The following is a 13,905-nucleotide window of genomic DNA, read 5'->3' as shown; positions in this document are numbered from 1 at the left end:
TGACCTGCAGCGTCGATCCCGACCGTCAAACGCCACCGCGCCAATGGCACGGACGTCTCAAGACCTGGGAAAGTAGATCACCGCCAAACCTACTAAAACGTGAAACCAAAATACACATATCTCTCAATACGATGAAAAAACCCTGTCGCGGGGTGGAGCAGCCCGGTAGCTCGTCAGGCTCATAACCTGAAGGTCGTAGGTTCAAATCCTACCCCCGCAACCAACATACCTCCTTCATCATCATGAACGGCCCGGAATTGCTTTTCGTGTTCTAGCGTTTTGGACATCACTACCTATTGCCGAGCCACAATCCTCCCGAATTGCGCCCTATTTGCTCCGAAACTTGCGAATACGCTTCTCGACGTTGAGCGTGTAAATTGCCGTGCGTATAAGGCTAAGCCATTGAGAAATTAGCCAATACAAATCCAGTCAGATCTTCCACAGCTTCGCCTATATCGGTGACATCTGTTTTGAAGTCGCATTTTGAGGTCGTGAGGCGTAAATGTCAGCCACTCTGCTTTTCGCATGTGTTTTTGGGCGATTGTAGGGAGTTCTTGCGTCCCGCACACTTATAGAAGACAACGTGTTGCTGGCGCAGAGAGTGATGCATCTGAAACATTCAAACGAACCGCGCCCGCTTTGGAGACCGGATTTATCCAGTCACCGTGAGTTTCCTTGGAAACGAACTGCTTCCTGCAGACATCCAAATGCCACTTATAACCCCGCATTAGCAATCACCACGGCGCGTTTGGTCCGAGTGATTCGAGGCAACAGAAAGGAATTTGATTTGGTTGCGCTAACGTCGCAACTGGCATCTGTCAATACCTGAAACACTGATGTACGTTGAGTCGCGAAAGCGCAGCGCGGTGGGCAAAACCGGGATGCGATGACGGAATTTGAGCCGAATTACAGGAGGTTTGTATGACACGTGGACGGGTGAACCCGCAGTTCCGGCTGGTTGATCAGGGGATCGAAGGGACCGGGAGTGTCTATTACAATCTCATGGAACCAGCCCTGGTCGAGGCCGCTGTTCAGCGCAAAGAAGGCACTCTGGGCATTGGTGGGGCGCTTTTGGTGTCAACGGGCGAATTCACCGGGCGGTCTCCGAAAGACAAGTTTATTGTGCGGACCGAAACCACCGAGAGCGAAATCTGGTGGGACAACAATGCGCCGATGACTCCGGATGCGTTTGATCAATTGCTGGAAGATATGCTGGCCCATATGAAAGGCCGGGATTACTTTGTGCAGGATCTGATTGCCGGGGCTGATCCTGCGCTTAGCATCGGTGTGCGGGTGATCAATGAGCTGGCCTGGCACAACCTTTTCATCCGGCACATGTTGCGCCGACCCGATCGGGAAGATCTGGATCGTTTTGTCGCCGAATATACCATCATCAATTGCCCGAGTTTCAAAGCAGACCCGGATCGGCATGGTTGCGCCTCGGAAACTGTGATTGCTGTGAATATCGACAAAAAGCTCATTTTGATCGGCAACACCGAATATGCTGGCGAAAACAAGAAATCGGTTTTTGGATTGCTGAACTATCTGCTGCCTGAAAAGGGCGTCATGCCGATGCATTGTTCCGCGAACCATGCCAATGGAAACCCGGCGGATACAGCTGTTTTCTTTGGCTTGTCGGGGACAGGCAAAACAACGCTATCCGCAGATCCAAATCGTACCCTTTTGGGAGATGATGAGCATGGCTGGTCTGATCGTGGCACGTTCAACTTTGAGGGTGGGTGCTATGCCAAAACCATCAATCTGAGCGAAGAGGCAGAGCCCGAGATTTTTGCGACATGTTCAAAATTCGCGACCGTCATTGAAAATATGGTGTTCGATGAAGAAACGCGTGAGTTGGATTTCGAGGATTCCAGCCTGACCGAAAACATGCGATGTGCGTATCCGCTGAACTATATTCCGAATGCCAGCATGTCTGGAATGGCAGGGCATCCGAAAAATATCGTGATGCTGACCTGTGATGCTTTTGGTGTTTTGCCGCCGATTGCGCGGTTGACGCCAGAGCAGGCCATGTATCACTTCCTGTCGGGCTTCACGGCAAAGATGGCGGGCACAGAGCGTGGTCTGACCGAACCGCAGCCCGTGTTTTCGACCTGCTTTGGCGCGCCCTTTATGCCGCGTCGGCCCGAGACATACGGCAACTTGCTGCGTGAAAAAATTGCGCGCCACGGGTCGACATGTTGGTTGGTCAATTCCGGATGGACAGGCGGGTCGTATGGCAAAGGATCACGGATGCCGATCAAGGTGACCCGAAGCTTGCTGTCAGCGGCGTTGAACGGCTCTTTGGCCGAGGCCGAGTTCCGCAAGGACCCGAATTTTGGGTTCGAGGTGCCCATTGCCGCGTCGGGCGTGGCCGAGGTTTTGCTTGATCCGCGTCGGACATGGGAAAATCAGGATGACTACGATGTTCAGGCCGCCAAACTGGTGGATATGTTTGCGAAAAACTTTGAGCAATATCTGCCGTATATTGATGAAACTGTGAAAACAGCTGTCATAAGCTAGGTTGAGTATTGTTCACAAAAAAGGCCCCTGCCGGTGATGGCGGGGGCCTTTTTTGTGCGTTTGATCCGATTTGATCGTCTGGCGCGTGTATGGATACACGTCAGGCGGTGTTTGTGAGGAGTATTTTTCCATGATGCGCGCCGCCTTCCATCATTCGATGCGCGTCTGCGGCTTCTGACATCGGAAAGCTTGCGTGGGTTACGCTGCGCAAATGCCCTTTGGCGAACAAGGGCCAGACTGTTTTCTCCAACTCCCGGGCCACATCTGTTTTGAAACTGTCCGGTCGGGACCGCAATGTCGCGCCTGTATATGTCAGCCGTTTCAGCATTACGGGCATCAGGTTGAGTTCAACTTTTGATCCAAGGTTGAATGCGAGTTGGATGATGCGGGCATCGTGACGTGCGGCTTTGATGTTACGGGCGACATAGACACCGCCGATAATGTCCAGAATGATATCCGCACCGCCGGCCTCTCTGGTGAGTTCGACAAAGTCTTCATTGTGATAATTGATCGTCTGGGTCGCACCAAGAGATTTGGCAAATTCGGCGGCGCGGCGTGATCCGACGGTCGTAAAGGTTTTTAGACCCATCGCCGCCCCCAGCTGAATGGCAGTTGAACCGATGCCGCCCGATCCGCCATGGATCAGAAAAATACCGTCTTCCGGGACGGTATGTCCGAAAAAGACATTGCTCCAGACCGTAAAAAACGTCTCGGGCAGACCGGCGGCATCGACGTCGTCGACGCCTTCAGGAATGGGCAAACAATGATCCGCCAGTACGGACACATAATCCGCGTAGCCCCCGCCATTGGTCAACGCGCACACTTTATCGCCTACCTGCCATCGCGTTTGATCCGCGCCAACTGCAACAACCTCGCCCGACACCTCAAGCCCCAATAGGTCTGATGCGCCTTCCGGGGGAGGATAATGACCACGGCGTTGAACAAGGTCAGGACCGTTGACACCCGCAGCTATCACGCGAACAAGCACCTCGTCTGCGGTTGGCACCGGGAACGGGCGACTGCCGGATATCAGAACCTCCGGTCCGCCAACGCCGTCCATTTCAACGCAATTCATCTGATCGGGAAGCATCATAAAGCCCTTGTTTCTGTTGATGTCAGGTCAATGCCGAGGCGCGTTTGACCGCTGCGACAACATCATCTGCATCCTTGGCAATAACAACGCCCGCATCCCGAAGGCCAGCAATCTTTTCTTTGGCAGATCCGCCGCCAAGAACTGAAAGCGTCCCCGCATGGCCCATTTGGCGTCCTTTGGGCGCGTGCCGCCCAACGACCAGCGCCACAACTGGTTTGCCATAATCGACAGATGCCAGATATGCGGCGGCTTCTTCTTCGTCACGCCCGCCGATTTCTCCGATCAGCACGACAGCTTCGGTGTCGTTGTCGTCGCGGAAAGCCTTGAGGCAATCGACAAAATTGACCCCATGCAAGGTATCGCCGCCCACACCCACGGTTGTGGATTGACCCATGCCCGCCTTGCTGAACTGTGCCACGATTTCGGATGTCAGGGATGCTGACCGAGACGCAATTCCGATAGGGCCGGGTTTCGCCATGCGCGTTGGCATAACACCGATCTTGCATTGATCCGGTGTCAGAATGCCCTGCGAATTTGGTCCGATCAGCACCGTGTCCGACGATTGTAACGCTTTTTTCACGCGACTCATGTCATGTTGCGGGACGCGCTCTGTCACACACACGACAACGCCAATACCTGCCTCTATGGCTTCGATCATGGCGTCACCGGCATATGGGGCGGGGACAATGACCATGCTGGCATTTGCCCCTGTCGCGGCCATTGCGTCTTTGACCGAATTAAACATCGGCATGCCAAGGTGGTCCGTGCCGCCTTTGCCGGGTCGCACACCGCCCACGTAACAGGGCACATACCGTGCGGCCTGGTCGGTGTAGAATGTACCAGAGCGGCCGGTCATCCCCTGAACGATCACACGCGTATCTGCGTCCACAAAAATTGCCATTAGCGTGTTCTCCCACCTTTGGAGATTTCGACGACGCGCGCGATAGCGGCGCTCATGGTTTCGAATGTTTCCACAGGAACCTTGCGGTCATTCAAGATTTTGATGCCCCATTCCGCGTTATGTCCAGACATGTGGGCAACCACCGGAAGATGATGGTCTGACCGCGAATAGGCAAAGTTCACGCCTTCGGCAACCGTGTCCGCCGCGGTCATCCCACCACCATGAATATTCATCAGAATAACTTTGATCTGCGGATCTGCAAGAAGCAGCTCGACCCCCTTGGCAATGTCAAAGCTTTTGGCGGTGGTGCGGATATCCATGAAATTGGCTGGTTTTCCACCAGCATCAATGATCATGTCATTGGTCGCCAGGCCCAGACCCGCCCCGTTCGCCACCACGCCAATATCCCCGGATAGCTTGACCAGGTTGATATTGTTTCTTTGCGCTTCCATTTCCGACGCCGACATGCCGCGGTCGGCCATAAGGGATTCCAGCTCTGGCCGCCTGAATACGGCGTTTTTATCGCAAGCAATCTTAGCGTCGATCGCCATCCATTTTCCGTTTTTGGTGCGGGCAAAAGGATTGATCTCAAGCAAGGTGAGATCGTTTTCCATAAATGCCTGCCGCGCTCCGTAAAGCACGTCAAGAACATCGGTGTCGTCAATTCCCAGCTCTTTGAGGAACGCGGCAAGCTGTGTCCGGGCTTCGGGCGTATCGTCTTCGAACGGGTGCGTTTTGACGACATTGCTGTCCATTCGGGCGAGTTGTTCAAATTCGACACCGCCGATATCGGACGCCAGCAAAATCGGCATGCCGCTGTTCGGGTCGAACGAAATCGCGATGAAGTAGTTTTGCGCGATGTCGATCGCGGCTTCGATATAGACCGACTTTACGGTTTCCCCGAGGGTGCTGGTCTGTTCGGTGACAAGCGTGGACCCCAGCATCGCGCGGGCCTCTTCCGCGACAGATGACGGCGTTGCGGCGAATTTGATGCCACCTGCGAGGCCTCTGCCGCCAGCGTTAATTTGTGCTTTGACAACATACTTTCGTGCGTTGATATCTTTGCAAAGCGCTTCTGCTGCTTCGGCGGATTGGGCGAGTTTGCCGTCTGGTATCAAGACGCCATATTGCGACAGAAGCTCTTTGGACTGGTATTCGGACAGCATCATCGTAACACTCCTCGCTGTTGTGGTTCTTGGTATACCAGTGAGGCATGTGCTGTCAATGATACGCTGTGCCGGGTACGACGCGCGGCAGCCTTGTCGTTGCCGCGTCAGAGGTCGTGAAAAAGGAGCATGTTTTGATTAGCCTCAGAGATCTTGAATTTGTATCCTCCCTGTCTCGACGCAAGCACTTTGCACGCGCCGCAGAGGAGTGTGGTGTGTCGCAGCCTGCATTTTCGATGCGCATTCGCAAACTGGAGGAAAAGCTGGATGCGGCCATTGTCAAACGCGGCAACCGGTTTCAGGGCTTTACAGCCGAAGGTGAAGCGCTTGTGCGCCATGCCCGGAAAATCGTTGATGACGTCAAGGTCATGGAACAGGAGTTTCGGTCGGCACGGGGCGACATCACCGGAACCCTTTCGCTTGGTGTTATTCCAACAGCGGTGATCTTTGCCGCGCGGGCCGTCAAACTGTTGCGCGCGCGATACCCTGGCATCAAAACGAGCATTCAGACAGCAACGTCCCTGACAATCCAGCAGGGGCTAGAGAATGGGATTTATGATGCAGGTCTTACCTATTCCGAAGGTGTGTCCGAAGATCTGTTGCGCGTCGAAGATGTCTACAAAGAAACCTATCAACTGGTGATCCCCGAACATCTGGCTCCGCGCAAAACGGGCAACGTGACATGGAAAGAGGCCGCTGAACTGCCGTTAAGCCTTTTGGAGCCGGGTATGCAGAACCGGCGTATTCTTGATAAGGTGTTCAGCTCGCTTGGCCTTGAGCCGAAAGTGATCTCGGAGAATTCGGAGTTCCTGACATCGTTGATTTTGGCGTCAGAAGGTTTGTCGGCGACGGTTGTGCCAAACCTGATGGTCGATGCTTTCGGCTCACCACAGGGCGCGATTGCGCTGCCCCTTGTGGAGCCGGTGGTGAACAAAGATGTTAGCCTGGCGACACCTTTGCGCGAACCCAGTCTGCCCACCGTGTATGGCTTGCGGCAAGTTTTGGATCTGACCTAGATAACCTTTGCTTATCGTGAAATCAATTTAACTCAATTGACGTTTACAAACCGTGATGGATAGGGTGTTGCCAATCTAGGGAGATGGCAATGGCACCGTTAGATATTCAAGAAGGCATCTGGAAGAAGAAAGGCACCGGAAAAAGCCGCAAGACGCCGAAAGGACGTCAGGTTGACGATGCTGCGCTTCAAGAGGTGGTTGACCTGCTTGGCGATGCGCCGCGCCGCCGTGACTTGCTCATTGAATTTCTTCATTTAATTCAAGACGCCTACGGGCATCTATCTGCCGCGCATATCGCGGCACTTGCCGACGAACTGAGGCTTTCCCAAGCGGAAGTTTACGAGGTTGCAACCTTTTACGCCCATTTTGACGTTGTCGCCGAGGGAGAGGCCCCGCCACCCGCGCTGACCATTCGGGTGTGTGATTCCTTGAGCTGCGAAATGGCCGGTGCCCAGCAATTGCGCACGGCGTTGCAGGACGGGCTTGATCCGGCGCAGGTTCGCGTTCTCAGAGCGCCGTGCATGGGCCGGTGTGATACCGCCCCTGTGCTGGAAATCGGGCATAACCATATTGATCACGCGACCCCGGAAAAGGTGGTGGCCGCCATCGCTGTGGGTGATACGCACACGCACGTCCCCGCCTATGAAACCTTTGCCGAGTATGTCGAAAACGGCGGATACGCGACGCTTAAATCGCTGCGGGCGAGCGGGAACTGGGAAGACGTTCAGGACAAGGTTCTGTCATCGGGTCTTCGGGGGCTTGGAGGCGCTGGGTTCCCGTCGGGCAAGAAATGGGGCTTTGTGCGCATGAACGCAGGCCCGCGCTACCTGGCCGTCAACGGAGATGAAGGAGAGCCGGGCACGTTCAAGGACCGTTACTATCTGGAACGTGTGCCACATCTGTTCCTTGAGGGAATGTTGATCGCGGCATGGGCGGTCGAGGCGGACACGTGCTTTATCTATATGCGCGACGAATACCCCGCTGTTCTAAAGATACTTGCGGCAGAAATCGCAGCTCTTGAACGCGCGGGGCTTGTCGAGCCGGGTTATATCGACCTCAGACGCGGTGCCGGGGCGTACATCTGTGGCGAAGAATCCGCCATGATCGAATCGATTGAGGGAAAACGCGGCCTGCCACGGCATCGGCCCCCCTTTGTGGCACAGGTCGGCGTGTTTGGTCGGCCAACACTGGTCCATAATGTGGAGACGCTGCATTGGGTTGCCCGGATCTGCCGAGAAGGCCCTGAAATTCTAAGCTCGATTGAAAAGAACGGGCGCAAAGGCTTGCGCAGCTACTCAATCTCGGGTCGCGTACGTAAGCCGGGTGTTTACCTTTTGCCAGCCGGATCGACGATACTCGATATCATCGATGCTGCCGGAGGTATGGCGGATGGACATGTCTTCAAAGCCTATCAACCGGGTGGTCCGTCCTCGGGCATTCTTCCGGCGCACATGGATGATGTGCCGCTGGATTTCGATACGCTGCAACCCCTGGGAACGTTCATCGGTTCGGCCGCTGTGGTTGTCTTGTCTGACCATGACAAGGCGCGAGATGCCGCGTTGAATATGCTGCGGTTTTTCGAAGACGAAAGCTGCGGTCAATGCACACCGTGCAGAACGGGGTGCGAAAAAGCGGTGACGCTGATGCAGGCGGACACATGGGATACAGAGCTTTTGGAGGATTTGTGTCAAGTGATGGGGGATGCGTCGATCTGCGGACTGGGTCAGGCGGCCCCCAACCCGATCCGTCTGGTGATGACGCACTTTTCTGACGAAATCAAAGGCTAAAGGGGAAGACCATGCTGGATTCAAGCGAAACCAAGACAATCACCTTCAGCCTTAATGGTGAAGATGTCACCGTCCCGGAAGGCTGGACGATCTGGGACGCCGCACATGGTCAGGGGCTGGTCATCCCGCATTTGTGCCACAAGCCCGCAAAAGGCTACAAACCAGACGGAAATTGCCGCGCGTGTATGGTCGAGGTCGAAGGCGAACGCACTTTGGTAGCCTCCTGCATTCGCCCGGTTGCTGACGGCATGAAAGTGACGACCAACAGCGCAAGGGCGGAAAAATCGCGCGCGCTGGTGGTTGAATTGCTGGCTGCTGATCAGCCAGATGTCCCGCATGACGCGTCATCCCATTTCTGGGACATGGCCGACCTGAACGGCGTGACGCATAGTCGTTTTCCGAAAGTCAAAGCCGACAAAGTGCCGTTGCTGGATGACAGCCATGTCGCCATGCGGGTCAATTTGGATGCGTGCATCCATTGCAATCTATGTGTCCGGGCCTGTCGGGATGTTCAGGTGAATGACGTTATCGGAATGGCCGGACGTGGCCATGAGGCCAAGATCGTGTTCGACCAGGATGATCCGATGGGCGACAGCAGTTGTGTGGCCTGTGGTGAATGCGTTCAGGCCTGCCCAACCGGTGCATTGATGCCGGCTACCGTTCTTGACGACACCCAGGCGGGCGACAGCAAAGACTACGATCGCGAAGTCGAAAGCGTTTGCCCCTATTGTGGGGTCGGCTGCCAGATTTCGTTCAAGGTCAAAGATGACAAGATCAAATATGTCGAGGGCATTGATGGCCCCGCGAATGAAAATCGCTTGTGTGTCAAAGGGCGATTTGGATTTGACTACATCTATCATCCGCACCGGCTGACAAAGCCCCTGATCCGTCGCGAAGATGCGCCGCCCAAGGGGCTGAATGTAGATCCGGACAATGTGATGACCCATTTTCGCGAAGCGACCTGGGACGAGGCACTTGATTTCGCCGCTGACGGCATGGCCCGCCTGCGCGAAGAAGACGGTCGCAACGTTGCGGGCTTTGGCTCGGCAAAATGTTCGAACGAAGAGGCGTATCTGTTCCAAAAACTGATCCGCCAGGGTTTTGGGCATAACAATGTCGATCACTGCACACGCTTGTGCCATGCGTCTTCGGTTGCCGCCTTGCTTGAAAACGTTGGGTCCGGTGCGGTCACCGCGACCTTCAACGAAATCGAAAACGCGGATGTCGCCATCGCGATTGGGTGCAATCCGGTGGAAAACCACCCTGTTGCCGCGACCTATTTCAAGCAATTCACCAAGCGCGGTGGCAAGCTCATTGTCATGGACCCGCGCGGCACCGGCCTGAAACGGTTTGCCAGCCATATGCTGCAGTTCAAGGCGGGTGCGGATGTGTCGATGCTGAATGCCATCATGAATGTGATCGTCGAGGAAGAACTGTACGACCGGCAATATATCGAAGGCTACACGGAAAACTGGGATGCCATGAAAGAGCATCTCAAAGGGTTCCCCCCTGACAAGATGGCCGAAATTTGCGGCATCGAGGCCGACGTTCTGCGCGATGTGGCCCGCACCTTTGCCGGGGCCAAGGCGGGCATGATTTTCTGGGGCATGGGGATTTCCCAGCATATCCACGGAACCGACAATTCGCGGTGCCTGATCTCGTTGGCACTTATGACAGGGCAGGTGGGTCGCCCCGGGACGGGCCTTCACCCATTACGCGGACAGAACAATGTCCAGGGCGCGTCGGATGCCGGACTGATCCCCATGTTCCTGCCCGATTATCAAAGCGTGACCGATGACGGGGTGCGGTCGGCCTTTACCGAGGTTTGGAATTCGGGGGATTTCTCCTCTGAAAAGGGGTTGACCGTTGTCGAGATCATGGACGCGATCCACGACGACAAGATCAAAGGCATGTATATCCTGGGCGAAAACCCGGCAATGTCCGACCCGGATGTCGATCATGCGCGCAGTGCCCTGGCCAAGCTGGATCATCTTGTTGTGCAGGATATCTTTTTGACGGAAACAGCCAATTTCGCGGATGTCATCCTGCCGTCTTCGGCCTGGTACGAAAAGACCGGCACGGTGACCAACACCAACCGTCAGGTGCAAATGGGCCGTGCGGTCGCGCCCCCGCCGGGGGAGGCCAAAGAGGATTGGTGGATCGAGGTGGAACTGGCCAAGCGGCTGGGGCTTGATTGGACCTATACACACCCGTCCGAAGTTTTCGCGGAAATGAAGCTGAATATGCCGTCTTTGGACAATATCACCTGGGAACGCCTAGAAGGCAGCGCGGTGACATATCCGTCCCTCAGTCCGGATGATCCGGGTCAGGCGATTGTGTTTGGAGACGGGTTTCCACGGGCTGATGGCCGTGCACGGTTTACACCGGCAAATGTCATGCCGCCCGATGAGGTGCCGGATGCCGACTATCCGTTTGTGCTTATCACGGGCCGTCAATTGGAACATTGGCACACAGGCTCCATGACCCGGCGCACCAAGGTTCTGGATGCGGTCGAACCAGAGGCAAACTGTTCAATGCACCCCAAAACGCTGCGCGAACTGGGAATCGCCCCGGGTGAATATCTGCGTCTTACAACACGACGCGGGACAGTCACCGTTATGGCGCGCGGGGATCGGGCGGTGTCAGAGAAAAACGTGTTCCTGCCATTTGCCTATGTGGAGGCAGCGGCGAACATTCTGACCAACTCGGCGTTGGACCCGTTTGGAAAAATCCCCGAGTTCAAGTTCTCGGCGGTGCGGGTTGAAAAAGCCGACGCGATCGCGGCGGAATAGAGGCGGCGAACCACGACAGAACAAAAGCCCGGCAGAACACGCCGGGCTTTTTTTCCGAATGGATCACGTTTTGGTTCGTTTGTGTTGGGCAACGCTTTTCGAAAAGTGGTGGGAAGCGGTTTGCAAATCACTTCCCACCAGGTGATTACCCGATCGCCTCAAGCACAGCTTCGCCAAGGCTTGCAGGGCTTTCTGCGACGACGATGCCAGCGGATTTCATGGCTTCGATCTTGTCCTCGGCACCGCCTTTGCCACCGGCGACAATCGCGCCTGCGTGGCCCATGCGGCGGCCGGGAGGGGCGGTGCGGCCTGCGATGAAGCCCGCCGTTGGCTTCCAGCGGCCTTTCTTCTTCTCGGAGGCAAGGAATTCGGCGGCTTCTTCCTCTGCCGATCCACCGATTTCGCCGATCATGATGATGCTCTCGGTCTCGTCATCCGCGAGGAACCATTCCAGTACGTCGATGTGCTCGGTCCCTTTAATGGGATCGCCACCGATGCCGACGCAGGTGGACTGGCCAAGGCCGACATCAGTGGTCTGCTTCACCGCCTCGTAAGTCAGCGTGCCGGAGCGGGACACAACGCCAACGGTGCCACGCTTGTGGATGTGGCCGGGCATGATGCCGATCTTGCAGGCGTCGGGTGTGATGACACCGGGGCAGTTCGGGCCGATCAGGCGCGAGGACGAATCCTGCAGCGCGCGCTTGACCTTCATCATGTCCATGACCGGAATGCCTTCGGTGATGCAGACAATGACCTCCATCTCGGCGTCGATGGCCTCAAGGATGCTGTCCGCCGCAAAGGGGGGCGGGACGTAGATCACAGAGGCGTTCGCGCCCGTGACATGCTTGGCCTCGTGGACCGAGTTAAAGACCGGCAGGTCCAGATGCGTCTGCCCGCCTTTGCCGGGGGTCACGCCGCCGACCATCTTGGTGCCATAGGCGATGGCCTGTTCGGTGTGGAATGTGCCCTGCGAGCCGGTGAGGCCCTGGCAGATGACTTTGGTGTTTTCGTCGATGAGGACGGCCATATCAGTTGGCTCCTTACAAAATCTTGCGTCTTTCGGGCGCTATGCCCGATGTTCAATTCAAAGCGGCAGATGATCTGCGCGGGTGTTTCGCGACTTGAGGTCCATTACCGCCGGTAGACCGTCACTGAGGCGGATTGCACATCTGTCTTTTTATGGACAAAACCAACAAGCCTTAGTTTCTGGTCGCCCGAAGTGAGGTCAAAGCGACGGCTGGCAACAGGTTCGACCTTGAAACCACGGCGCACAAAGGCGTCGGTCATGATGTCGTTCAGGTCTCTGGAATCCTGCCTGGTGGCGCGGGATAATTGGACGTTGCATTTGCCTGACTCAGTCGTTGCGGTGACGGTCATGCGTTCTCGCGTATTGCTCGGCACACGGGTGTCCCAGACATAATCCTGACGGACCCTGTCAAAGCCGACATTTTCTAAAACCGACAGGTCTTGCCCGCTGGTGAAAAACTCGGCACACGCAGTTGTGGCCGCCTGAACGTGCTTCGTCACCTTGGACGACAGAACGCTGTCCGCTGCCACCAGTGTGGGCAATGTGGTGAGCATCGCACCAACCAGATATAAACTGCGCATGCTCACCCCTTCACCGCCTTAACGATCTTCTGCGCGCCGTCCTTGAGGTCGTCGGCGGCGATCACGTCGAGGCCTGAGGTGTTGATGATCGCCTTGCCCTCTTCGACGTTTGTGCCTTCGAGGCGCACAACCAGCGGCACCTTGAGGCCGACCTCTTTCACAGCGGCCACGACGCCTTCCGCGATCACGTCGCAGCGCATGATGCCGCCGAAGATGTTGACGAGGATGCCTTTGACCTGCGGGTCAGAGGTGATGATCTTGAAAGCCTCGGTGACCTTTTCCTTGGTCGCACCACCGCCCACGTCAAGGAAGTTGGCAGGTTCGGCCCCGTAAAGCTTGATGATGTCCATCGTCGCCATCGCCAGACCCGCGCCATTGACCATGCAGCCGATCTCGCCATCCAGAGCAATGTAGTTGAGGTCGTATTTGGACGCCTCCAACTCCTTGGGATCTTCCTCTGTGGTGTCGCGCAGCTCGCCAATGTCGGGGTGGCGGTAGACTGCGTTGCCGTCAAAGCCCATCTTGGCATCCAGGCATTTGAGATCGCCACTGTCGGACACCACCAGCGGATTGATCTCCAGCATCTCCATGTCTTTGTCGACAAACATCTTGTACAGCGTGCCCATCAGCTGAACGCATTGCTTGACCTGTTTGCCCTCCAGCCCCAGCGCAAAGGCGATGCGGCGGCCGTGGAAGGGCTGGTAGCCGGTGGCCGGATCAACCGAGAAAGATAGGATCTTCTCGGGGGTGTGTTCGGCGACCTCTTCGATATCCATGCCGCCCTCGGTGGAGGCCACAAAGCTCACGCGAGAGGTCTGGCGATCCACCAGCAGGGCCAGATACATCTCGGTCTCGATGCCTGATCCGTCCTCGATATAGATGCGGTTGACCTGCTTGCCTGTGGGGCCGGTCTGATGCGTCACCAAAGTGCGCCCCAGCATTTTCTTGGCTTCTTCCGCCGCTTCCTCCACCGATTTGGCCAGACGCACACCACCGGCCGTTCCGGCATCGGTCTCTTTGAA

The 13,905-nt window shown here is 56.1% G+C and carries 10 protein-coding genes and 1 tRNA gene; 5 read left to right on the top strand and 6 right to left on the bottom strand.

From position 1 onward, the window contains the following. Window positions 1–146 precede the first annotated feature (146 nt). Together ACG74X_RS20950 and ACG74X_RS20945 are read left to right on the top strand one after the other, a co-directional pair. Window positions 147–223 (top strand) — tRNA-Met (locus ACG74X_RS20950). 698 nt (window positions 224–921) lie between these two features. Then, window positions 922–2,520, top strand: coding sequence for a phosphoenolpyruvate carboxykinase (locus ACG74X_RS20945; protein ID WP_411237269.1), 1,599 nt, complete (start codon window positions 922–924; stop codon window positions 2,518–2,520). Between the two features lie 100 nt (window positions 2,521–2,620). Here the strand turns inward: ACG74X_RS20945 and ACG74X_RS20940 are convergent, their stop codons facing one another. Genes ACG74X_RS20940 through ACG74X_RS20930 form a run of 3 tightly spaced genes read right to left on the bottom strand, consistent with a single transcriptional unit; the run spans window position 2,621 to window position 5,683 of the window. Next, window positions 2,621–3,613 carry an NAD(P)H-quinone oxidoreductase gene (locus ACG74X_RS20940; protein WP_411237268.1) on the bottom strand — a complete coding sequence of 331 codons (993 nt, stop codon included), beginning with the start codon at window positions 3,611–3,613 and terminating at the stop codon, window positions 2,621–2,623. A 22-nt stretch (window positions 3,614–3,635) separates the two neighbouring features. Further along, window positions 3,636–4,514: a succinate--CoA ligase subunit alpha gene (gene sucD / locus ACG74X_RS20935; RefSeq protein ID WP_411237267.1), complete on the bottom strand. Its 879-nt coding sequence runs from the start codon at window positions 4,512–4,514 to the stop codon at window positions 3,636–3,638. Next, window positions 4,514–5,683, bottom strand: a complete 1,170-nt coding sequence (locus ACG74X_RS20930; RefSeq protein WP_411237266.1) for a succinate--CoA ligase subunit beta — start codon at window positions 5,681–5,683, stop codon at window positions 4,514–4,516. Before ACG74X_RS20930 ends, sucD (ACG74X_RS20935) begins: the two co-directional genes overlap by 1 nt. 113 nt (window positions 5,684–5,796) lie before the next feature. On the opposite strand from ACG74X_RS20930, the gene ACG74X_RS20925 reads away from it, so the two are divergent. The 3 genes from ACG74X_RS20925 to fdhF all read left to right on the top strand — a co-directional run bounded on the left by ACG74X_RS20925 (window position 5,797) and on the right by fdhF (window position 11,275). After that, window positions 5,797–6,696, top strand: coding sequence for a LysR family transcriptional regulator (locus tag ACG74X_RS20925; protein WP_411237270.1), 900 nt, complete (start codon window positions 5,797–5,799; stop codon window positions 6,694–6,696). Between the two features lie 89 nt (window positions 6,697–6,785). Continuing rightward, on the top strand, window positions 6,786–8,483 hold the full coding sequence (locus tag ACG74X_RS20920; protein WP_411237265.1) for an NAD(P)H-dependent oxidoreductase subunit E: 1,698 nt from the start codon (window positions 6,786–6,788) through the stop codon (window positions 8,481–8,483). An 11-nt stretch (window positions 8,484–8,494) separates the two neighbouring features. After that, on the top strand, window positions 8,495–11,275 hold the full coding sequence (gene fdhF / locus ACG74X_RS20915; protein ID WP_411237264.1) for a formate dehydrogenase subunit alpha: 2,781 nt from the start codon (window positions 8,495–8,497) through the stop codon (window positions 11,273–11,275). 145 nt (window positions 11,276–11,420) lie between these two features. On the opposite strand, the gene sucD (ACG74X_RS20910) is transcribed toward fdhF, so the two are convergent. The 3 genes from sucD (ACG74X_RS20910) to sucC form a co-directional block, all read right to left on the bottom strand. After that, on the bottom strand, window positions 11,421–12,302 hold the full coding sequence (sucD, locus tag ACG74X_RS20910; RefSeq protein WP_411237263.1) for a succinate--CoA ligase subunit alpha: 882 nt from the start codon (window positions 12,300–12,302) through the stop codon (window positions 11,421–11,423). Window positions 12,303–12,406: 104 nt separating this feature from the next. Continuing rightward, window positions 12,407–12,883 carry a hypothetical protein gene (locus ACG74X_RS20905; protein ID WP_411237262.1) on the bottom strand — a complete coding sequence of 159 codons (477 nt, stop codon included), beginning with the start codon at window positions 12,881–12,883 and terminating at the stop codon, window positions 12,407–12,409. Between the two features lie 2 nt (window positions 12,884–12,885). Beyond that, a partial coding sequence (sucC, locus tag ACG74X_RS20900) for an ADP-forming succinate--CoA ligase subunit beta (RefSeq protein WP_411237261.1) occupies window positions 12,886–13,905 on the bottom strand: 1,020 nt, incomplete at its 5' end.

It is taken from the genome of Marivita sp. S0852 (genome assembly GCF_046591575.1).
In the GTDB taxonomy this organism is placed as follows: domain Bacteria; phylum Pseudomonadota; class Alphaproteobacteria; order Rhodobacterales; family Rhodobacteraceae; genus Marivita.
Note: the sequence above shows the minus strand (reverse complement) of the source record. Positions and strands in the feature narration are given on the sequence as shown.